Source organism: Escherichia sp. E2586 (assembly GCF_005781105.1).
Taxonomy (GTDB): Bacteria; Pseudomonadota; Gammaproteobacteria; order Enterobacterales; family Enterobacteriaceae; genus Escherichia.
In genome coordinates, this window is sequence record NZ_VATN01000003.1 from 1 (window position 1) to 22,465 (window position 22,465).

The 22,465-nt window shown below is 51.8% G+C and carries 18 protein-coding genes and 2 pseudogenes; 6 read left to right on the plus strand and 14 right to left on the minus strand.

Annotated features, from left to right (window positions below; all coding sequences use genetic code 11):
- A pseudogene (locus tag FEK50_RS02985) lies at positions 1-703 on the minus strand (transposase); the annotation flags it as partial.
- Positions 704-725: 22 nt separating this feature from the next.
- Here FEK50_RS02985 and tnpA point away from each other — a divergent pair.
- Positions 726-1,144, plus strand: a pseudogene (gene tnpA, locus FEK50_RS02990) (IS200/IS605 family transposase).
- Positions 1,145-1,226: 82 nt separating this feature from the next.
- Positions 1,227-2,072: an N-hydroxyarylamine O-acetyltransferase gene (gene nhoA, locus FEK50_RS02995; RefSeq protein ID WP_130259029.1), complete on the plus strand. Its 846-nt coding sequence runs from the start codon at positions 1,227-1,229 to the stop codon at positions 2,070-2,072.
- A gap of 108 nt (positions 2,073-2,180) precedes the next feature.
- On the opposite strand, the gene FEK50_RS03000 is transcribed toward nhoA, so the two are convergent.
- From FEK50_RS03000 to yddG, 7 genes are all read right to left on the minus strand, one after another.
- A complete protein-coding gene (locus tag FEK50_RS03000) occupies positions 2,181-3,074 on the minus strand; it encodes a PhzF family isomerase (protein ID WP_131162611.1) in 894 nt (297 codons plus the stop codon).
- 79 nt (positions 3,075-3,153) lie between these two features.
- On the minus strand, positions 3,154-3,834 hold the full coding sequence (gene narI / locus FEK50_RS03005; protein ID WP_131162612.1) for a respiratory nitrate reductase subunit gamma: 681 nt from the start codon (positions 3,832-3,834) through the stop codon (positions 3,154-3,156).
- Positions 3,831-4,526 (minus strand): nitrate reductase molybdenum cofactor assembly chaperone, encoded by a 696-nt coding sequence (gene narW, locus FEK50_RS03010; protein ID WP_131162613.1) that lies wholly within the window; start codon positions 4,524-4,526, stop codon positions 3,831-3,833. Before narW ends, narI begins: the two co-directional genes overlap by 4 nt.
- Positions 4,526-6,070: a nitrate reductase subunit beta gene (narH, locus tag FEK50_RS03015; protein ID WP_130210513.1), complete on the minus strand. Its 1,545-nt coding sequence runs from the start codon at positions 6,068-6,070 to the stop codon at positions 4,526-4,528. Before narH ends, narW begins: the two co-directional genes overlap by 1 nt.
- Complete coding sequence (gene narZ, locus FEK50_RS03020; RefSeq protein ID WP_131162614.1) at positions 6,067-9,807, minus strand: nitrate reductase Z subunit alpha; 3,741 nt, start codon at positions 9,805-9,807, stop codon at positions 6,067-6,069. Before narZ ends, narH begins: the two co-directional genes overlap by 4 nt.
- A gap of 81 nt (positions 9,808-9,888) precedes the next feature.
- Entirely contained in the window at positions 9,889-11,277 is a 1,389-nt protein-coding gene (narU, locus tag FEK50_RS03025) for a nitrate/nitrite transporter NarU (RefSeq protein ID WP_130210509.1), read from the minus strand.
- A 278-nt stretch (positions 11,278-11,555) separates the two neighbouring features.
- Complete coding sequence (gene yddG / locus FEK50_RS03030; protein ID WP_130210507.1) at positions 11,556-12,437, minus strand: aromatic amino acid efflux DMT transporter YddG; 882 nt, start codon at positions 12,435-12,437, stop codon at positions 11,556-11,558.
- A 231-nt stretch (positions 12,438-12,668) separates the two neighbouring features.
- On the opposite strand from yddG, the gene fdnG reads away from it, so the two are divergent.
- The 3 genes from fdnG to fdnI are packed head-to-tail and all read left to right on the plus strand — an operon-like array spanning position 12,669 to position 17,259.
- Entirely contained in the window at positions 12,669-15,716 is a 3,048-nt protein-coding gene (gene fdnG / locus FEK50_RS03035) for a formate dehydrogenase-N subunit alpha (protein ID WP_138211662.1), read from the plus strand.
- Positions 15,717-15,728: 12 nt separating this feature from the next.
- Entirely contained in the window at positions 15,729-16,613 is an 885-nt protein-coding gene (gene fdnH, locus FEK50_RS03040; RefSeq protein WP_001240581.1) for a formate dehydrogenase N subunit beta, read from the plus strand.
- The gene (fdnI, locus tag FEK50_RS03045) at positions 16,606-17,259 is read left to right on the plus strand and encodes a formate dehydrogenase-N subunit gamma (protein WP_000045638.1); all 654 of its coding nucleotides are present in this window, start codon (positions 16,606-16,608) and stop codon (positions 17,257-17,259) included. The genes fdnH and fdnI overlap by 8 nt, the downstream gene beginning before the upstream one ends.
- Before the next feature lie 227 nt (positions 17,260-17,486).
- Here the strand turns inward: fdnI and FEK50_RS03050 are convergent, their stop codons facing one another.
- The 6 genes from FEK50_RS03050 to bdm all read right to left on the minus strand — a co-directional run bounded on the left by FEK50_RS03050 (position 17,487) and on the right by bdm (position 21,687).
- Positions 17,487-17,771, minus strand: coding sequence for a HigA family addiction module antitoxin (locus tag FEK50_RS03050; protein WP_000781370.1), 285 nt, complete (start codon positions 17,769-17,771; stop codon positions 17,487-17,489).
- A complete protein-coding gene (locus tag FEK50_RS03055; RefSeq protein ID WP_000605676.1) occupies positions 17,771-18,049 on the minus strand; it encodes a type II toxin-antitoxin system RelE/ParE family toxin in 279 nt (92 codons plus the stop codon). The genes FEK50_RS03050 and FEK50_RS03055 overlap by 1 nt, the downstream gene beginning before the upstream one ends.
- Before the next feature lie 185 nt (positions 18,050-18,234).
- Positions 18,235-19,245 (minus strand): alcohol dehydrogenase AdhP, encoded by a 1,011-nt coding sequence (adhP, locus tag FEK50_RS03060; protein WP_000642407.1) that lies wholly within the window; start codon positions 19,243-19,245, stop codon positions 18,235-18,237.
- A 133-nt stretch (positions 19,246-19,378) separates the two neighbouring features.
- The gene (gene maeA, locus FEK50_RS03065; RefSeq protein ID WP_131162616.1) at positions 19,379-21,076 is read right to left on the minus strand and encodes a malate dehydrogenase; all 1,698 of its coding nucleotides are present in this window, start codon (positions 21,074-21,076) and stop codon (positions 19,379-19,381) included.
- Between the two features lie 156 nt (positions 21,077-21,232).
- A complete protein-coding gene (sra, locus tag FEK50_RS03070) occupies positions 21,233-21,370 on the minus strand; it encodes a stationary-phase-induced ribosome-associated protein (RefSeq protein WP_000841557.1) in 138 nt (45 codons plus the stop codon).
- Between the two features lie 101 nt (positions 21,371-21,471).
- A complete protein-coding gene (gene bdm / locus FEK50_RS03075) occupies positions 21,472-21,687 on the minus strand; it encodes a biofilm-dependent modulation protein (protein WP_000495763.1) in 216 nt (71 codons plus the stop codon).
- Positions 21,688-22,031: 344 nt separating this feature from the next.
- Between bdm and osmC the strand changes: the two genes are divergently transcribed.
- Positions 22,032-22,463, plus strand: a complete 432-nt coding sequence (gene osmC, locus FEK50_RS03080; RefSeq protein ID WP_000152305.1) for a peroxiredoxin OsmC — start codon at positions 22,032-22,034, stop codon at positions 22,461-22,463.
- Positions 22,464-22,465 lie beyond the last annotated feature (2 nt).

Genomic DNA, 22,465 nt, shown 5'->3' on the forward strand with positions numbered 1-22,465 from the left:
TTGTACTCAAGCTGGCGGCGCATTTCATACCAGCCCTGATCCAGTATCGAACGGTTTAAACCTGATTTTGCCCGGACATTGCGCCCCGGCTGGCTGACCGTACCCGCGGCTGACTTTGACATGTTGCTGACCTTCAAATCCTCAATGACTATCATTGCGTGGTTTTTGCTGATTGTCGTTGTGACTTTGTGAAGGTAGTCCCTGCGGATATTTACGATACGGTGTACCACTTACCGCAGGACTGGCTGACTGTGACATTTTTTACAACCCCCATGACCTGACGACTGTTCCGGTAGCGCATCCAGCCAAGTTTCGGCAGAAAAATACGGCTGTTTTCCTGATCGAGCTTAACGCCCTGCGGGTAGCTGAATGCGTCATTCTGTCCCCGCTTTTTGAATCGGGGAAAAGCCGCACGCTTCTGGAAGAAATTTTTGTAGGCTCGCTCAAGGTCTTTCAGTGACTGTTGCAATGGCTGTGATGGGGCATCTTTAATCCATTGTGTTTCAGTGGCATTTTTCCACTCAACCAACCAGGAAGCCATTTTCGCGTAAGGGATGTATTTATTACCGGCCTCATGATTCTCATTCTGAAGCGCCAGAGCACGATTGAAAACGAAACGACACGCGCCTGCGAAGCACCTCATTTCACGCTCCTGTTGACCACCGGGTCTTAACTGGAATTTAAATGCTTGTAGTCGCTTCACAGGGCAAACTATACTTTGGTCTATGAAAAAAGAAACCGATATCCGACGCGGAAGGCACTGTGTTTTCCTGATGCATGTTCACCTGGTCTTTGTCTAACCAAATACAGACGCCAGATTTTTGACCATGACGCGACAGAAAAACTACGCACTTACTTTTCAAATGTATGTGCTGATTTTGAAGCTGAACTGGTTGAAATGGATGGCGAACAAGATCACGTCCATTTGTTAATTAACTATCCACCCAAGCTGGCGATATCCAGTCTGGTAAACAGCCTCAAAGGCGTATCGAGTAGATTGCTGCGACGAGATCGACCAGATATTGCAGTCAGGTATTACCACAAATGCGTTTTGTGGAGTCCCAGCTATTTTGCCAGTAGCTGCGGATGTGCGCCAATATCCGTCATCCGCCAATACATTGAACAACAGCAAACACCTGGTTAGGTGGAAAACCGCGCCTTATATCCCCACCCTGAAGGACGGGGTTTTATGGCGCACTGGATAAAACCACTAACGGAAACGCCTGATGACGCCCATTCTGAATCATTATTTTGCCCGCATTAACTGGTCGGGAGCTGCTGCGGCCAATATCGATACGCTTCGTGCATTACACCTGAAACACAATTGCACCATTCCATTTGAAAATCTTGATGTACTGCTGCCGAGGGAAATGCAGCTTGATGATCAATCTCTGGAAGAGAAATTGGTGTTCGCCCGGCGTGGCGGTTATTGCTTTGAACAGAATGGCGTGTTTGAGCGGGTATTACGCGAGCTGGGTTTTCATGTGCGCAGTCTGTTAGGGCGCGTAGTGTTATCTAATCCGCCATCATTACCGCCGCGCACGCACCGTCTGTTGTTAGTAGAACTGGAAGGTGAACAATGGATTGCCGACGTTGGTTTTGGTGGTCAGACGCTGACCGCGCCAATCCGTTTAGTGCCGGATATCGCGCAAACAACGCCACATGGCGAATATCGGCTGTTACAGGAAGGGGACGACTGGGTTTTGCAGTTTAATCATCATCAGCACTGGCAGTCGATGTACCGTTTTGATCTCTGCGAGCAGCAACAAAGCGATTATGTGATGGGTAATTTCTGGTCGGCGCACTGGCCGCAATCGCATTTTCGCCATCATTTGTTAATGTGCCGCCATTTGCCGGACGGTGGCAAGCTGACGTTGACCAATTTTCATTTCACCCATTATGAAAATGGTCACGTAGCAGAGCAGCAGAATTTGCCAGATGCGGCGTCCTTGTATGCCGTGATGCAGGAGCAGTTTGGACTGGGCGTGGATGATGCGAAACATGGGTTTACTGTGGATGAGCTGGCGCAGGTGATGGCAGCGTTTGATACGCATCCGGAAGCGGGGAAATAGTTGGTGCCAGAGTGCCGGATGCGGCGTAAACGCCTAATCCGGCGATTGTAGGCCTGATAAGCGAAGCGCATCAGGCAATTTGTTTTTCTGCCGTATATGGCAACGGTTTTAAAGATCAATTGCCCACTCGGCATGAAATAAAATCACCGCTGTACCAGAAATAGTCACTTTCTCCGGCTGGTTATCGCGAATTGTCACCGTCACATCAATCACACCGTCACGCCCCAGAGCGCGCCCCTGATGGCCTTTAACACGCAACATGCTACCATCGTGAGGCAATACGTTGTGATGTACCAACCATGCACCCATCGGACCATTGGCATTGCCGGTCACCGGATCTTCCACAATACCAATCGCAGGCGAGAACATGCGACCATCGGTTTCGTTTTTGCCTGGACGGATCTGGAAGGGAAAGAAACCATTGCAGCCAATCTGTTTGCTGATAGCGGTCAGCGCAGCAAGGTCAGGCGAAAGGGCGTCGATATCCACTTCTGGTTTCAACGGGATCATCACTTTTGAGTGTCCTGTTGTTGCCACCTGAATTGGCAAGCCTGGCAGAATATCGTCCTCAGTGAGATGAAGCGCGTTGATAATCGCCGCACGTGTTTCACCTTCCAGTGGTGGCTCAAAGCCCGGCGTACCTTGTTCCAGCGAAATACGATAACCATCGTGGTGCTTTTCGATAGTCACGCGATGTTTTCCTGCCAGTGACGTTTGCCAGATCGTGCAATTTCCCAAACCTAATACCTTCGAACGTACATAATGTGCTGCCACGGTCGCGTGACCGCAAATCGGCACTTCAACCGTTGGCGTAAAGTAGCGAATGCGCACATCGCTGTCGTCACTGTGCAGCAGAAAAGCAGTTTCCGAATGCCCTAACTCGCGGGCGATAAGTTGCATTTGCGCTTCACTGAGATTATCGGCGGGGAAAACAACACCGGCAGAATTGCCGCGAAACGGTTGAGAGGTAAAAGCATCGACGTGGTAAACCTGCGGTTTCATTAATGTTCTCCTGTGGCTGGAGAACTATCATAGCCTGCAACTGGCCGGAGAGCGAAGGGCTATCCGGCCAGGGTGATGATTAACGCCGCGAACGCACAATCTGATAGCGACGAGTAAAGTACTCAAACGGCGCGCTCCACACATGCACCAGTCGGGTGAACGGGAAGAGCAGGAAGATGGTCATTCCTAATACCAGATGAACGCGAAAGATATAAGCTACGCCATCAAGATGCGTCGATGCGCCGCCCTGGAAAGTGACGATACTTTGTGCCCATCCCACCAGCTTCATCATTTCACTGCCGTCCGGATGTTGTGCTGAAAAGGGAATGGTGGTTAACCCAAGAATGCACTGAATTAACAAAATGGCGAGGATCAGGATATCCGCACCAGAAGACGTCGCCCTGATACGCGGATTTGTTAAACGACGCACCAGCAGCCCCGCACCGCCAATCAACGTTAATACACCGCAAATACCACCGAGCACCATCGCCATCTGTTGTTTTACCGCCACCGGCAGAAACCACGCGTACATCCAGTGCGGCGTTAACATGCCGAACAGATGACCGAAGAAGATCCCCAGAATGCCGATATGGAACAAGTTCGACCACAGCACCATCCCGCGTTTATCCTGCATCTGGCTGGAGGCGGCGCGCCAGCTATACTGCCCGTAATCGTAGCGCAGCCAGCTTCCAAGGATAAAAACCGTGCCACACAAGTACGGGTAGATATCGTAAAAAAAGACGTTCAGATACTGAATCATTTCCCACCTCCCGCACTGATGTCGACATACTGCGGTGCGACATCCTGGCTAAAGCGTCGCTGATATTGATTAAGCGGCGAGCTGTCACACGCCGTGGCGTTATCTTCAATAAACTTCACCTGTTCCTCTTCCCACACCGCATCCAGCGCCTGGCGGGTGTCATCGCGCTCTTCACTGCGAATCTGTTTAGTGACACTGTCACTTGAAAGTGTACTACCCGCCAGATGCAGTAGGGCGTCAAACAACGAATACCACGGTGCCTCGCGTTGTTTTAAACGTCCGCCAAGCAGGGCGAGGATCGGCGCAACGTTGAGTAACCCTTCTTTCGCCTGGTCGTCCGGCAGTACGCTTAAGTATTCTAGATACAGCGGCAGATAATCAGGCAGTTCCCGACAATCCAGTTGCAGACCGACCTTTTCATACTCCGCCAGCAGGTTCACCATTGCCTGGCCTCGATCGCGGGACTCGGCATGAACATGTTCGAACAGCAGCAGCGATGTGGTACGTCCACGGTCAAACACTTCGCACCATTCGGCCTGTTTATCCAGCAGCGGCGCGTTAAGCAGGTTGTTGGTGAAATCCGTAAGCATCGGCGCGTCGCGGCGGATCAACGCCAGCGCATCCTCCTTGCTTTCCCATAACAGCTCGTCCGGATACTCCATCAACAGGCCGATCACTTTGAGGATCTGCATTATTCGCCCTCCGCTTTATTGCGTACTTCGGTAATGTCGATGGCATCAATTCGGCTACTATTGAACAGGTTAAATTTGCTGTCCGAGCCGTGGCAACCGTCGCCAAAAGTAAAGCCGCAGCCGTTACGTTCTGCGAAAGCGTCGCCCGCCATTTCACGATGACTGGTCGGAATGACAAAACGATCTTCATAGTTGGCGATAGCGAGATAGCGATACATATCTTCGACCTGAGCGACGCTCAAACCCACTTCGTCGATGGCGCGGGTATCAGTAACGCCTTCCACGGTTTGTGAGCGCATATAGTGGCGCATCGCCATCATCCTTTTTAGCGCCCGCAGTACCGGGCCGGTATCGCCGGCACTCAACATATTGGCGAGATATTGCACCGGAATACGCAGGCTTTCGATGGCGGGGAGCACGCCTTCGCTTTTCGGCAAACCGCCCGCATCAGCGTAGGACTGAATCGGCGACAACGGAGGAACGTACCAGACCATCGGCAGGGTGCGATATTCAGGGTGCAACGGTAGCGCCAGTTTCCAGTCCATCGCCATTTTGTAGACAGGTGAACGCTGGGCAGCTTCAATCACATTTTGTGGAATACCTTGTTTCAGGGCTTCCTCGATCACTGAGGGATCGTGCGGATCGAGGAACACTTCGCACTGGCGCTCATAGAGATCAACTTCGCGCTCGGTGCTCGCCGCTTCCTCAATGCGGTCGGCGTCGTAAAGCAGCACGCCCAGATACCGGATGCGACCCACGCAGGTTTCTGAGCACACGGTTGGTTGGCCTGACTCAATTCGCGGGTAACAGAAGATACATTTTTCTGACTTGCCGCTTTTCCAGTTGAAGTAGATTTTTTTGTACGGACAACCGCTAATGCACAAACGCCAGCCACGGCATTTATCCTGATCGATCAGCACAATGCCATCTTCTTCGCGTTTGTAGATAGCGCCGCTGGGGCAGGTCGCCACGCAGCTGGGGTTGAGGCAGTGTTCGCACAGACGCGGCAGATACATCATGAAGGTGTTTTCAAACTGCCCGTACATCTCCTTTTGCATGGCTTCGAAGTTGCGGTCGCGGGCGCGTTTTTCGAACTCGCCGCCCAGCAGTTCTTCCCAGTTTGGCCCCCAGATCACTTTGTCCATCCGCTTACCGTCAATCAGCGAACGCGGGCGGGCGGTGGGAATATGTTTACCTTCTGGCGCGCTATGCAAATGTTCGTAGTCGAAGGTGAAAGGTTCGTAGTAATCGTCAATCTGCGGCACCACCGGGTTGGCGAAGATTTTGGTTATTACCCCCATCTTGCTGCCCAGACGCGGACGGATCTTACCGTTGACATCGCGGACCCAGCCGCCTTGCCACTCTTCCTGATCTTCCCAGTTTTTCGGGTAACCAATGCCCGGTTTGGTTTCGACGTTGTTAAACCATGCGTACTCCATGCCTTCGCGACCGGTCCAGACGTTTTTGCAGGTCACCGAACAGGTATGGCAGCCGATACATTTGTCGAGGTTAAGCACCATGCCGACTTGCGAACGGATTTTCATTTTTTCGCCTCCTGTACCTGATCGCGACCTTCATCATCCAGCCAGTTAACGTTCTTCATCTTGCGGATCATGATAAATTCGTCGCGGTTCGAGCCGACGGTGCCGTAGTAGTTGAAGCCCCAGGCCAGCTGCGCGTAACCGCCAATCATATGCGTCGGTTTCGGACACACGCGGGTGACCGAGTTATGAATGCCGCCGCGCATGCCGGTTACTTCCGAGCCGGGGATATTCATAATGCGTTCCTGGGCGTGATACATCATGGTCATGCCCGGCGGTACGCGCTGGCTAACAACCGCGCGGGCAGTCAGCGCGCCGTTGGCGTTAAACACTTCCACCCAGTCGTTATCGACAATGGTCAGTTCACGGGCATCGGTTTCGCTGATCCAGACAATCGGCCCGCCGCGCGAGAGCGTCAGCATCAGCAGGTTTTCACTGTAGGTGGAGTGAATGCCCCATTTCTGGTGCGGAGTCAGGAAGTTAAGTGCTTTTTCCGGGAAGCCGTTTGGCGGGATCTGGCGCATTTCACTGACGCTGCGGGTGTCGATAGGCGGGCGATAAGCCACCAGGCTTTCACCAAAAGCACGCATCCACGGATGATCCTGATACAGCTGCTGACGGCCCGACAGCGTGCGCCACGGAATTAACTCATGAACGTTGGTGTATCCGGCGTTGTAGGAGACGTGATCGCTTTCGAGACCGGACCATGTGGGGCTGGAGATAATTTTACGTGGCTGCGCCTGAATATCGCGAAAGCGAATCTTCTCGTCCTCTTTGTGCAGCGCCAGATGGGTATGTTCGCGTCCGGTGATTTCGCCCAGCGCCTGCCACGCTTTGACCGCCACATGGCCGTTGGTTTCCGGTGCCAGCGCCAGAATCACTTCTGACGCATCAATGGCGGTGTCAATCAGCGGACGCCCCTGTGCCGGGCCATCACGCTTGGTGTAATTGAGTTTACCGAGGAAATCGATTTCATCCTGGGTATTCCACGAAATCCCTTTACCGCCGTTGCCAAGTTTGTCCATCAGTGGCCCGAGCGAGGTAAAGCGTTCATAGGTAGCAGGGTAGTCGCGTTCCACCGCCACAATATTGGGGGCAGTTTTGCCAGGGATCAGATCGCATTCGCCTTTGCGCCAGTCGAGCACTTCACACGGCTGGGAGAGCTCTGCCGGAGAGTCGTGCAGCAGTGGTTGTAATACCACGTCGGTTTCTTTGCCGAGATGTCCCACGCACACTTGCGAAAAGGCTTTGGCGATACCTTTGTAGATTTCCCAGTCGCTGCGTGATTCCCAGGCCGGATCGACCGCCGCAGAAAGTGGATGAATAAACGGATGCATATCCGAAGTATTCATATCGTCTTTTTCGTACCAGGTGGCAGTAGGCAGAACAATATCGGAGAAAAGACAGGTGCTGGACATACGGAAGTCGAGCGTCACCAGCAGGTCGAGCTTGCCTTCAATCGCTGCAGTTTGCCACTCAACTTCTTCCGGTTGGATTCCCTCCGTCGGTCCAAGTTCTTCCCCCTGAATGCCACTTTCCGTACCCAGCAGATACTTCTGCATATACTCGTGGCCCTTGCCGGACGAGCCAAGCAGGTTTGAACGCCAGACAAACAGGTTACGCGGATGGTTGCTGCCGTTGTCCGGCTGTTCGCAGGCCATGCGTAACTCGCCTGACTTCAGTGCCTGGGCGGTAAATTCGGCGGGTGATAATCCGGCCTTGTCGGCTTCGGCTTTCAGGGATAGCGGGTTACGCCCCAGTTGCGGCGCAGAAGGTAGCCAGCCCATGCGCTCGGCGCGAACGTTGAAATCAACCAGATGACCGCTGTATTTACTGGCGTCGGCCAGCGGTGAGAGCAATTCCTGCGCGGTGACTTTTTCATAGCGCCACTGGCTGGAGTGATTGTAGAAAAACGAGGTGCTGTTCATCTGGCGCGGTGGACGGTTCCAGTCGAGCGCAAAGGCCAGCGGCAACCAGCCGGTTTGCGGGCGCAGTTTTTCCTGACCGACATAGTGCGCCCAGCCGCCGCCGCTTTGCCCGACACAACCGCAGAAGATCAGCATATTGATCATCCCGCGGTAGTTCATGTCCATGTGATACCAGTGGTTGACGCCAGCACCGAGGATAATCATCGAGCGCCCATGCGTTTTATGGGCGGTATCAGCAAATTCGCGGGCGATGGTTTCAATATACTGGCGCGGTACGCCGGTAATTTGCTCACCCCAGGCTGGGGTGTACGGTTTGATTTCAGCGTAATCTTTTGCGCTGCTTTCATCTTCCAGCCCGCGATCGAGGCCGTAATTCGCCAGTACCAGATCATAAACGCTGACGACCGGACAGGTGCTGCCATCGGCTAATGTCAGGTTTTTAACGGGTAATTGACGCACCAGTACCGGATCGTGTTTTACGCTGCGAAAGTGCGGATTTTCAATGCCGCCAAAGTAGGGGAAGGCCACGCCTGCAACGATGTCGTGTTGACCGAGCAGGGTTAACGACAATTCGGTTTCCGTACCGGCGGCAATGGATTCCAGATTCCATTTGCCTTTTTCTCCCCAGCGAAAACCAATCGAACCGTTCGGCACCACCAGTTCACCTGCGGTATTAACCGCCACGGTTTTCCACTGCGGATTGTTGCTTTCGCCCAGTCCATCCACCAGGTCAGACGCGCGGATCATGCGCCCGGGAACGTAGCTGCCATCTTCACGTGGTTCCAGCATTACCAGCATCGGCATGTCGCTGTAGCGGCGGCAGTAGTTGATAAAGTAGTCGCTGGGATTATCGAGATGAAACTCTTTTAAAATCACATGGCCCATTGCCATCGCCAGCGCGCTATCAGTGCCTTGCTTTGGCGCCAGCCACTGGTCGCACAGTTTTGCCACTTCCGAGTAGTCAGGGGTAATGGCGATAGTTTTGGTGCCTTTGTAGCGCACTTCGGTAAAGAAGTGAGCGTCTGGCGTGCGCGTCTGCGGTACGTTAGATCCCCAGGCGATGATGTAGCTGGAGTTATACCAGTCGGCAGATTCTGGCACGTCGGTTTGCTCGCCCCAGGTCATTGGCGAGGCGGGCGGCAGGTCGCAATACCAGTCGTAGAAACTTAAACAGGTGCCGCCAAGCAGAGACAGATAACGCGTTCCGGCGGCGTAAGATACCATCGACATCGCCGGAATCGGTGAGAATCCGGCAACGCGATCCGGGCCATAGGTTTTGATGGTCCAGACGTTAGCTGCGGCAATCAGCTGGTTTAGTTCCTGCCAGTTGGAGCGGATAAAGCCGCCGCGCCCACGCACTTGTTTGTAGCTCAGGCACTTTTGCGGATCGTTCATAATCGATGCCCACGCCAGTACTGGATCGTTGTGCTGTTTAAGGGCTTCGCGCCACAGTTCAATCAGTCGTTTACGAATTAGCGGGTATTTCAGGCGGTTAGCGCTGTAAAGATACCAGGAGTAACTTGCGCCACGCGGGCAGCCGCGGGGTTCATGATTGGGCAGATCAGGGCGAGTGCGCGGGTAGTCGGTCTGCTGGATTTCCCAGGTCACCAGGCCATTTTTAACGTAGATTTTCCAGCTACAGGAGCCAGTGCAGTTAACGCCGTGGGTGGAACGCACGATTTTGTCGAATTGCCAACGCTGGCGATAGCTATCTTCCCAGTCGCGGTTGCTATGCATCACCTGTCCGTGACCATCGGCAAAGGTTTCGCCCTTTTGTTTGAAGTAGCGAAAGCGATCCAAAAGTTTACTCATGACATGACTCCTGCTCCAGGAATGATTTGGGATCTGATGCCTTGTCGGATGCGACACGGTTGTACATCAGGCATCGATCTCTTATTTTTGGCTGAACTTCCGCCGACCATAAACCAGCCAGGTCAGCAGCACACAGATGATGTAAAAGATTAAAAACACTTTCATCGCGCCCACTGGCGATCCGGTCATATTCAGCGACATGCCAAATGCTTGTGGAATAAAGAAGCCGCCCACCGCGCCGATGGCCGAAATAAAGCCCAGCGCCGCCGCCGTTTCAGTGATTGCTTCTCGCTGGGCCTGTTCATCGCTGCCGCCTTTCATCTTGACGCGATAAACCGTTATCTGGCGAAAGATGACAGCGATCATCTGGAAAGTAGAACCACTTCCCAAACCAGCGGTAAGGAATAACCCCATAAACACAGCGTAAAATGCGATGAAATTGCCGGAACCCGTGCCAGGTAGGGTAAGGAACAGCAGGGCGCTGAAAATCGCCATAAAAATGAAGTTGATCAACGTCACCCGCACGCCGCCGAATTTATCGGAAATAGCACCACCCACCGACCGCGCGATGGCACCGATAAACGGGCCAAAGAACGCCAGGCGCAGAATATTCACATCCGGGAACTGTGTTTTTGCCAGCATGGCAAATCCGGCGGAAAAACCGATAAACGAGCCAAAGGTAGCGAGATAGAGCAGACTCAGCAGCCACAGATGCAACCGTTGCAAAACGGGCAACTGGTCAGCAATTGACGCACGTGAACTGGCAATATCATTCATCCCTGACCAGGCGGCGATAGTGGCAATCGCCAGTAGCGGTACCCAAATCCATGCGGCGTTCGCCAGCGACATCACCGAACCATCGGCCTGCGGTACGCCATTGACGCCAAGAAAAGCAAATACCGGTACAAAAATCACCAGCGGCGCAACCAGTTGCATCACGCTGACGCCTAAATTCCCCAACCCGCCATTAATCCCTAATGCACTGCCTTGTTTGGCTTTCGGGAAGAAAAAACTGATATTTCCCATACTCGAAGCAAAGTTCGCGCCAGCAAAACCACAGAGCAAAGCAATAACAATAAATATCCCAAAAGGGGTATTCGGATTTTGCACAGCAATACCGAGCCAGACGCAAGGAATAATCAGAATCGCGGTACTAAAAACTGTCCAACGGCGTCCGCCGAATATAGGCACCATAAAGGAGTAGGGAACACGCAATAATGCACCGGAAACGGAAGGTAAGGCGGTTAATAAAAAAAGCTGATCAGTAGTGAAATTAAAGCCGATTTTATTGAGATTAACGGCAACTGCGCTAAATAACATCCAGACACAGAAGGCAAGGAGTAAACAACTTACTGATATCCAGAGGTTTCTTCGGGCAATGTGTTTTCCTTTATTTTCCCAGAAGGCCGGATTTTCTGGCTTCCAGTCGCGTAAAAGGTAACGATTATTTTTCTCATTTTGTAGTGCCATATTCTTCCTCACATGCACACATTGTTAATGAAAAAAAGACAAGGCAGGACATTGGACGCAATGGTCCGTTATTAGAATTAAGAGTAAATAGAGTGAAGTGCTGATTGAAAGAATAGATAACAAAGCGAATCTGCGGGGGGAGAAAGCTGATTATCTGAATGGATATGTGTTACTGAATGTAACAATGATGCATCATATTTTTTACTTATTTTTAAACTAACATACGGCAAACGTATTTGTTGCCGTATGAATCGTGGCTTTATTGTCGTAGCCTTTGCTTATCGTTGACGCGTTGCCAGCCAGCAGAGCAGGGAACCGCCGCAGACCATCAATGCGCCTTGCCAGAAAGAGAACGATAGCGGAGCACTAAGCAGTACCGCAGCAAGCGCCGACGAAAGCACAGGCGTAAAATACGAACCTACCGCCATAATGGTGACGTTGCCATGTAAAATGCCGACGTTCCACGCCGCGTAAGCAAATCCTAAAGTAAATGCCGCTGAGATAAGTTTTATAATGACGGGCGTGCTAAATACCATCTCCGGTTGCGGCGTTAAAAAATAGTAAACCCACAAACTTGCTCCCGTCAGCAGGACGAAAACGGTAATACCGTTAAATCCACGGGCATATTTATTGGTGACCGTGCAATAAGCGGCCCAGATAAAAGCACCAATAAAAGCCAGGCAATAACTCAACGGGCTGGTAGTGATATTGTTGATAATTTCATCCGGCTTGAGGCCATTTTCACCCCCTAATACCCAGCAGACGCCACCAAGGGCTAATAATAATCCTGGTACAATCAGCCAGTTGGTTTTCTGGCCATTAAACAGAATGGCAAAAAGTATCGTCAGACTGGGCCATAAATAGTTCACCATGCCCACTTCAATTGCCTGATGACGGGTTGCTGCATACCCTAAGGAAAGTGCCAGACAGATTTCATAGCTGACGAATAAGAAACTCCCCGCAAGTAAATAACCTTTCGGGATCTGCCGAATGCGCGGAAAGCCAACCGTGAAAATTAACAGCAGCCCGCTTAATGAATAGATAGCAGCTGCGCCACCGACCGGGCCGAGCCCCTCACTGACGCCGCGAATCAATCCTACCATCGTGCTCCACAGGACGATCGCTATTAGCCCTATGAGCGTTGCTTTTTGTCGTGTCATGCTCGCTGTTTAGTCTCTCTTGCCGTTAAAAATTAAGCTGAAATTTATAGCATTTTTTTAACCAGGCTGTCAGGCAGTGGTGTGTTTTTCTACCGCCATTGAGGTAGGTCAATTTGCGCAGGCGGATTATTTTGTGGCAAACAGGTGTTCTTTTTGATTTCGCGCAAAAAGATTCAGAATTTTACTGTTAGTTTCCTCGCGCAGTAATACCCCTGAAAAAAGAGGAAAGCAATGGACGTCAGTCGCAGACAATTTTTTAAAATCTGCGCGGGCGGTATGGCGGGAACAACAGTAGCAGCATTGGGCTTTGCCCCGAAGCAAGCACTGGCTCAGGCGCGAAACTACAAATTATTACGCGCTAAAGAGATCCGTAACACCTGCACATACTGTTCCGTAGGTTGCGGGCTATTGATGTATAGCCTGGGTGATGGCGCGAAAAACGCCAGAGAAGCGATTTATCACATTGAAGGTGACCCGGATCATCCGGTAAGTCGTGGTGCGCTGTGCCCGAAAGGGGCCGGTTTGCTGGATTACGTCAACAGCGAAAACCGTCTGCGCTACCCGGAATATCGTGCGCCAGGTTCTGACAAATGGCAGCGCATTAGCTGGGATGAAGCATTCTCCCGTATTGCGAAGCTGATGAAAGCTGACCGTGACGCTAACTTTATTGAAAAGAACGAGCAGGGCGTAACGGTAAACCGTTGGCTTTCTACCGGTATGCTGTGTGCCTCCGGTGCCAGCAACGAAACCGGGATGCTGACCCAGAAATTTGCCCGCTCCCTCGGGATGCTGGCGGTAGACAACCAGGCGCGCGTCTGACACGGACCAACGGTAGCAAGTCTTGCTCCAACATTTGGTCGCGGTGCGATGACCAACCACTGGGTGGATATCAAAAACGCTAACGTCGTAATGGTGATGGGCGGTAACGCTGCTGAAGCGCATCCCGTCGGTTTCCGCTGGGCGATGGAAGCGAAAAACAACAACGATGCAACCTTGATCGTTGTCGATCCCCGTTTTACGCGTACCGCTTCTGTAGCGGATATTTACGCACCTATTCGTTCCGGTACGGACATTACGTTCCTGTCTGGCGTTTTGCGCTACCTGATCGAAAATAACAAAATCAACGCCGAATACGTTAAGCATTACACCAACGCCAGCCTGCTGGTGCGTGATGATTTTGCTTTCGAAGATGGCCTGTTCAGTGGCTATGACGCTGAAAAACGCCAGTACGATAAGTCGTCCTGGAACTATCAGTTCGATGAAAACGGCTATGCGAAACGCGATGAAACACTGACTCATCCGCGCTGTGTGTGGAACCTGCTGAAAGAGCACGTTTCCCGCTACACACCGGACGTTGTTGAAAACATCTGCGGTACGCCAAAAGCCGACTTCCTGAAAGTGTGTGAAGTGCTGGCCTCCACCAGCGCGCCGGATCGCACAACCACCTTCCTGTACGCGCTGGGCTGGACGCAGCACACCGTGGGTGCGCAGAACATCCGTACTATGGCGATGATCCAGTTGCTGCTCGGTAACATGGGTATGGCCGGTGGCGGCGTGAACGCATTGCGTGGTCACTCCAACATTCAGGGCCTGACCGACTTAGGCCTGCTCTCTACCAGCCTGCCGGGTTATCTGACGCTGCCGTCAGAAAAACAGGTTGATTTGCAGTCGTATCTGGAAGCGAACACGCCGAAAGCGACGCTGGCCGATCAGGTGAACTACTGGAGCAACTATCCGAAGTTCTTCGTTAGCCTGATGAAATCTTTCTACGGCGATGCCGCGCAGAAAGAGAATAACTGGGGCTACGACTGGCTGCCGAAGTGGGATCAGACCTACGACGTCATCAAGTATTTCAACATGATGGACGAAGGCAAAGTCACCGGTTATTTCTGCCAGGGCTTTAACCCGGTTGCGTCCTTCCCGGACAAAAACAAAGTGGTGAGCTGCCTGAGCAAGCTGAAGTACATGGTGGTTATCGATCCGCTGGTGACTGAAACCTCTACCTTCTGGCAGAACCACGGCGAGTCGAACGATGTCGATCCGGCGTCTATTCAGACTGAAGTATTCCGTCTGCCTTCGACCTGCTTTGCTGAAGAAGATGGTTCTATCGCTAACTCCGGTCGCTGGTTGCAGTGGCACTGGAAAGGTCAGGACGCACCGGGCGAAGCGCGTAACGACGGCGAAATTCTGGCGGGTATCTACCATCATCTGCGCGAGCTGTACCAGGCCGAAGGTGGTAAAGGTGTAGAACCGCTGATGAAGATGAGCTGGAACTACAAGCAACCGCACGAGCCGCAATCTGACGAAGTGGCAAAAGAAAACAACGGCTATGCGCTGGAAGATCTCTATGACGCTAATGGCGTGCTGATTGCGAAGAAAGGTCAGTTGCTGAGTAGCTTTGCGCATCTGCGTGATGACGGTACAACCGCATCTTCTTGCTGGATCTACACCGGTAGCTGGACAGAGCAGGGCAACCAGATGGCTAACCGCGATAACTCCGACCCATCCGGTCTGGGGAATACGCTGGGATGGGCCTGGGCGTGGCCGCTCAACCGTCGCGTGCTCTACAACCGTGCTTCGGCGGATATCAACGGTAAACCGTGGGATCCGAAACGGATGCTGATCCAGTGGAACGGCAGCAAGTGGACGGGTAACGATATTCCGGACTTCGGCAATGCCGCTCCGGGTGCGCCAACCGGGCCGTTTATCATGCAGCCGGAAGGGATGGGACGCCTGTTTGCCATCAACAAAATGGCGGAAGGTCCGTTCCCGGAACACTACGAGCCAATTGAAACGCCGCTGGGTACTAACCCGCTGCATCCGAACGTGGTTTCTAACCCGGTTGTTCGTCTGTATGAACAAGACGCGCTGCGGATGGGTAAAAAAGAGCAGTTCCCGTATGTGGGTACGACCTATCGTCTGACCGAGCACTTCCACACCTGGACCAAGCACGCGTTGCTCAACGCAATTGCTCAGCCGGAACAGTTTGTGGAAATAAGCGAAACGCTGGCAGCAGCGAAAGGCATTGCCAATGGCGATCGTGTCACTGTCTCCAGCAAGCGTGGTTTTATCCGCGCGGTGGCTGTGGTAACGCGCCGTCTGAAACCGCTGAATGTAAACGGTCAGCAGGTTGAAACGGTGGGTATTCCAATCCACTGGGGCTTTGAGGGTGTCGCGCGTAAAGGTTATATCGCTAACACTCTGACACCGAATGTCGGTGATGCAAACTCGCAAACGCCGGAATATAAAGCGTTCTTAGTCAACATCGAGAAGGCGTAAGGGGGCGAACAGATGGCTATGGAAACGCAGGACATTATCAAAAGGTCCGCAACTAACTCCATCACGCCGCCTTCTCAGGTGCGTGATTACAAAGCAGAAGTCGCGAAACTTATCGACGTTTCCACCTGTATCGGCTGTAAAGCCTGTCAGGTGGCGTGTTCTGAGTGGAACGACATCCGTGATGAAGTGGGGCATTGCGTCGGGGTATACGATAACCCCGCCGATCTGAGCGCCAAGTCATGGACGGTGATGCGCTTTAGCGAAACCGAACAGAACGGCAAGCTGGAGTGGCTGATCCGTAAAGACGGCTGTATGCACTGTGAAGATCCGGGCTGCCTGAAGGCGTGCCCGTCTGCTGGTGCAATCATTCAGTACGCTAACGGGATTGTCGATTTCCAGTCGGAAAACTGCATCGGCTGTGGTTACTGCATTGCCGGGTGTCCGTTTAATATTCCGCGCCTCAACAAAGAGGATAACCGGGTATATAAATGCACACTCTGCGTCGATCGCGTCAGCGTCGGCCAGGAACCAGCTTGTGTGAAAACCTGTCCGACCGGGGCTATCCACTTTGGCACCAAGAAGGAGATGCTGGAGTTGGCGGAACAGCGCGTGGCGAAACTGAAAGCGCGTGGTTACGAACATGCTGGCGTCTACAACCCGGAAGGTGTCGGTGGTACGCACGTTATGTACGTGCTGCATCACGCCGATCAGCCGGAGCTGTATCACGGTCTGCCGAAAGATCCGAAGATCGACACCTCGGTAAACCTGTGGAAAGGCGCGTTGAAACCGCTGGCAGCGGCTGGCTTTATCGCCACTTTTGCTGGGTTGATTTTCCACTACATCGGTATTGGCCCGAATAAGGAAGTGGACGATGACGAGGAGGAGCATCATGAGTAAGTCGAAAATGATTGTGCGCACCAAGTTTATTGATCGCGCCTGTCACTGGACCGTGGTGATTTGCTTCTTCCTGGTGGCGCTGTCCGGGATTTCGTTCTTCTTCCCGACGCTGCAATGGCTGACGCAAACCTTCGGTACGCCGCAGATGGGGCGCATTTTGCACCCGTTCTTCGGCATTGCGATTTTCGTCGCGCTGATGTTTATGTTCTTCCGCTTTGTGCATCACAACATCCCGGATAAGAAAGATATTCCGTGGCTGTTGAACATTGTTGAAGTATTGAAAGGCAATGAGCACAAAGTGGCGGATGTTGGTAAGTACAACGCCGGACAGAAGATGATGTTCTGGTCGATCATGAGCATGATTTTTGTGCTGCTGGTGACTGGGGTGATTATCTGGCGTCCGTACTTTGCGCAGTACTTCCCGATGCAGGTTGTCCGTTACAGTCTGCTGATCCACGCGGCTGCGGGCATCATCCTGATCCACGCCATCCTGATCCATATGTATATGGCATTCTGGGTGAAAGGGTCGATTAAAGGGATGATCGAAGGGAAGGTGAGCCGTCGCTGGGCGAAGAAACACCATCCGCGCTGGTATCGTGAAATCGAGAAGGCAGAAGCGAAAAAAGAGAGTGAAGAAGGGATATAATCTCTTTTGAACTTTAAGCTGAAAATGGCGCTGTAAAAGGCGCCATTTTTTATTGTAGACAACGTGCACTTTGTTCATGCCGGATGCGGCGTGAACGCCTTATCCGGCCTACAAACCGTTCAAATCCAATAGATTGCAGTGAACGTGTAGGACTGATAAGCGTAGCGCATCGGGCAATGTTGCGTTTGTCATCAGTTTCAAATGGCGCTTTATAAGGTGCCATTTTTTTATTGCGTAACCAGACGGCGCAGTCGCGACACATCCACCGTTTTTTCAGCCTCTGCCAGGCTCCAGGCGTTTTGCAGATTCAGCCACATTTGCGGCGAACTGCCGATCACCACGGAAAGTTTAATTGCCATTTCTGGCGTCAACGCTGCTTTTCCGGTCAGCAATCGGCTTGCCGTTGAGGGCGCAATTTCCATTGCTCTGGCAAACTCGCGCAGGCTGACATTAAGTTCGTCCAGTGATTCCTGAATAATGTCCCCCGGGCGGGGATGATTGGCCATTTTCATCAGTGATAGTCCTCGTAATCCAGTATGTATGCATCGCCATTGACGAATTCAAATGTGATTCGCCAGTTGCCCGAGACAGATATCGCCCAAATTCCATCGCGATCGCCGCTTAACGGGTGTAGTCGGTAACCGGGCATATCGATATCAGCAAGACAGCTTGCTGCATCAATCACAGCGAGTCGGTGGCGTAATCGTTTGACTTGCGTCGGTATAACGCCGGAGGTTTTGCCGAGAAGAAACAAGTCACGCAATCCCTTGTGTCTGAAATTCATTATCATCTCTTCATCCTTGTTCCCTCGAAAGGAACACTATCACTATTGTTCCGTGCAGCGCAACAAATTTCGCTACGTTTTCGCGAATTGTGAGGGGAAAGATGGGGGAGGAAAAGAAGAAGAGTGAAATTGCGGAAAGCGTCTCGCAAAACAGGCTGCGACCCGAACATGGCAGTCGCAGCAAAGGTCTCTTAGCGACGGAAATCAATCACCATACGGCCACGGATTTTGCCTTCTTCCATCTCAGTAAAGATGGTGTTGATGTCCGCTAACGGACGCAGGGCGACTTTCGGCACCACTTTGCCTTCGGCGGCAAACTGGAAGGCTTCGGTTAGATCCTGGCGCGTGCCGACCAGCGAACCGACCACTTCAATACCATCCAGCACAAGGCGTGGGATATCCAGGCTCATAGACTCCGGCGGCAGACCGACAGCCACAACACGACCGCCTGCTCGTACAGCATCAACCGCCGAGTTAAACGCAGCTTTAGCCACCGCTGTCACCACAGCGGCGTGAGCGCCACCGGTTTTTTCCTGCACAATTTTGGCGGCGTCTTCAGTGCGTGAGTTAATCGCTAAATCAGCGCCCATTTCGGTCGCCAGTTTTAACTGCTCATCATTGACATCAATGGCGATCACTTTGGCGTTAAAGACATTCTTTGCGTATTGCAGGGCGAGGTTACCCAGACCGCCAAGACCGTAAATAGCAATCCACTGCCCAGGACGAATTTTTGACAGTTTAACGGCTTTGTAGGTGGTGACGCCCGCGCAGGTAATACTGCTGGCCGCCGCCGAGTCCAGGCCATCTGGCACTTTTACTGCGTAATCCGCCACCACGATGCACTCTTCCGCCATCCCGCCATCAACGCTGTATCCGGCATTTTTTACCGAACGACAGAGGGTTTCGTTACCACTGTTACAGTATTCGCAATGACCGCATCCTTCGTAAAACCACGCCACGCTGGCACGATCGCCTGGTTTTAATGAGGTGACACCTGGGCCAACTTCTGCCACCACACCAATACCTTCATGACCCAAAATCACACCGGTCTTATCACCAAAATCGCCATTCTTAACATGAAGATCGGTATGACATACACCACAACACTCCATTTTCAGCAGGGCTTCGCCATGTTTCAGTGAGCGCAGTGTTTTATCCGTAACGTCAACATGATGATCCTTCGTAACAACCGCAGCCTTCATAGTTCCTCCTTTTCGGATGATGTTCTGCATAGCAGGTGAGGCAAATGAGATTTATTCGCCACTACCCAGTATGGATGAGATCTAAAAAAGGGAGAGAAAAATTGCCCGTTAGCCTTCACTACCGGGCGCAGGCTTAGATGGAGGTACGGCGGTAGTCGCGGTATTCGGCTTGCCAGAAATTATCGTCAATGGCTTGTTGCAAAGCTTCGGCAGACGTTTTCACCGCCACGCCTTGCTGCTGCGCCATTTTGCCAACCGCAAACGCAATTGCGCGGGAGACTTTCTGAATATCTTTCAGTTCCGGCAGTACCATACCTTCGCCGTTCAGCACCAATGGTGAATACTGCGCCAGCGTTTCACTTGCCGACATCAGCATCTCATCGGTGATACGTGACGCGCCGGAAGCAATAACACCCAGCCCGATGCCCGGGAAAATAAAGGCGTTGTTACACTGGGCGATAGGGTAGATTTTATCTTTCCATACCACTGGATTAAACGGGCTGCCCGTGGCGACCAGCGCGTTACCTTCGGTCCAGGCGATAATGTCCTGCGGTGTGGCTTCCACGCGTGACGTCGGGTTAGACAGCGGCATCACGATCGGACGCGGACAGTGTTTGTGCATCTCACGGATGATTTCTTCGGTGAAAAGCCCGGCCTGTCCGGAGACGCCAATCAGAATATCCGGTTTGACATTGCGCACCACATCCAGCAGTGACAGCACATCGCTGTCGGTATCCCAGTCACTGAGGTTTTCGCGTTTCTGCACCAGTTTGGTCTGGAAAGGCAGCAAGTTCGGCATCTTGTCGGTCAGCAGGCCAAAGCGATCGACCATAAAGACTTTCTGCCGCGCCGCTTCCTCGCTTAATCCTTCGCGCTGGGTCTGGGCGATGATCATTTCGGCAATGCCGCATCCCGCTGAACCTGCACCGAGGAAGACGATTTTTTTCTCGCTTAACTGACCGCCTGCCGCGCGACTTGCTGCGATCAGTGTGCCTACCGTTACCGCCGCGGTTCCCTGAATATCATCATTAAAGGAACAAATTTCATTGCGATAGCGGTTAAGCAGTGGCATCGCATTTTTTTGCGCGAAGTCTTCAAACTGTAACAGCACGTCCGGCCAGCGTTGTTTCACAGCCTGGATAAATTCGTCAACAAATTCATAGTATTCGTCGTCTGTAATACGCGGGTTACGCCAGCCCATATACAGCGGATCGTTAAGCAGTTGCTGGTTATTAGTGCCAACATCCAGCACCACCGGCAGCGTATACGCCGGGCTGATACCGCCACAGGCGGTATAGAGCGACAGTTTACCAATTGGAATGCCCATCCCGCCGATGCCCTGGTCACCAAGCCCCAGAATACGTTCGCCGTCGGTCACCACAATCACTTTGATATTATGGTTCGGCACGTTTTGCAGAATATCGTCCATATTGTGGCGGTTCTGGTAAGAGATAAATACGCCGCGTGAACGACGGTAGATCTCAGAAAAACGCTCACAGGCTGCGCCGACGGTTGGGGTATAAATAACAGGCATCATCTCATCAAGATGATTGTTTACCAGACGGTAGAAGAGGGTTTCGTTGGTGTCCTGGATATTACGCAGGTAGATGTGCTTGTCGATTTCGGTTTTGAATCCCTGGTACTGGATCCACGCACGTTCCGCTTGTTCTTCGATGGTTTCGACCACTTCCGGCAGTAACCCCAGCAGGTTGAAGTTACGGCGTTCTTCCATGCTGAAGGCGCTGCCTTTATTCAACAACGGAAATTCCAGCAGTACAGGGCCAGCGTAAGGAATATAAAGCGAACGCTGTTTTTTTGTTTTTGGTTCCATGTCACTCACTCTTTTTTGAATATCCATCCCTGGGGTGCTTTTATCTTCTTTGCTTTACCGCCAGGGCGTCGGCCCCAAGTATAAAGCAGATAAAAACAAAAACACCATTGCGCAGGCAATGGTGTTTAATCGTCATTGAGGACTGATTGTTAAAGATTACTTTTCAGCGGGGCGTTTTCTGCCGGTTGGGGTATTTACCACACTGGATTTGTCACCTTCGGTAACTATTTTGCGCTGGTTAGAAATTTTATGATCCAGTCCAAGAATATGACGTGCCTGACGATTCGATTTCATTTGTACTCCTCAATCCTGTAGCTAGTTTTAAGGACAACATCGCCGTAGCGAAGAAACACGTGCTAAACCCCTAAATTAGGTTGCCGATCAAGCATAGCAGCTTAAAGCGTAGGGTGCTGGCCGCTGATCACATAATTTATCGTTTGCTGGTAGATATCACTGAGGATGTCGTTATCAGAGGCTTCGACCCATTTGGTCAACTCCATGAGAATGTCATCTTCAGTGACAACACCATGCTCTGCCCGAAGGCCTTGCTCAATGGCATTAACCAGAGCAGGTTCTGCTGTTGAATTTTCTGCCTGATAATAAGTAAACATAGTGATTCTCCGTGTCTGTGTATTTATGGTGTCTGCTACGGATCGCAGATTTATAAAGCACATTCAGCATGGCAAATATTTGCCGCTTCGTTGTTAAGATTAGTCCTGGTTGATGATTTTTATATTTTAACTGCATGATATTGATGGTGATTGTTATTGTAATGAGTTGATTTATATTGAGGTAATATCTCTTGAGTTATATATTTCCGGTTATCTATCGTGGGCGTTTAATTTAAGTGCAGGAGAAATATTTTCGCCTGATTTTATTCGGAATATCCTGCTTATCCTCGTGCTGATTCTCACGTAGTCTATAATTTCCTTTTTAAGCCCACAGGAGAGCAAGAATGACAATCCATAAGAAAGGTCAGGCACACTGGGAAGGCGATATTAAACGCGGGAAGGGGACAGTATCCACCGAGAGCGGCGTGCTGAACCAACAGCCGTATGGGTTTAACACGCGTTTTGAAGGCGAAAAAGGAACTAACCCTGAAGAACTGATTGGCGCAGCGCATGCCGCATGTTTCTCAATGGCGCTTTCATTAATGCTGGGGGAAGCGGGATTCACGCCAACATCGATTGATACCACCGCCGATGTGTCGCTGGATAAAGTGGATGCTGGTTTTGCGATAACCAAAATCGCACTGAAGAGCGAAGTTGCCGTGCCGGGTATTGATGCGTCCACTTTTGACGGCATTATCCAGAAAGCAAAAGCAGGATGCCCGGTTTCTCAGGTACTGAAAGCGGAAATTACGCTGGATTATCAGTTGAAATCGTAAAG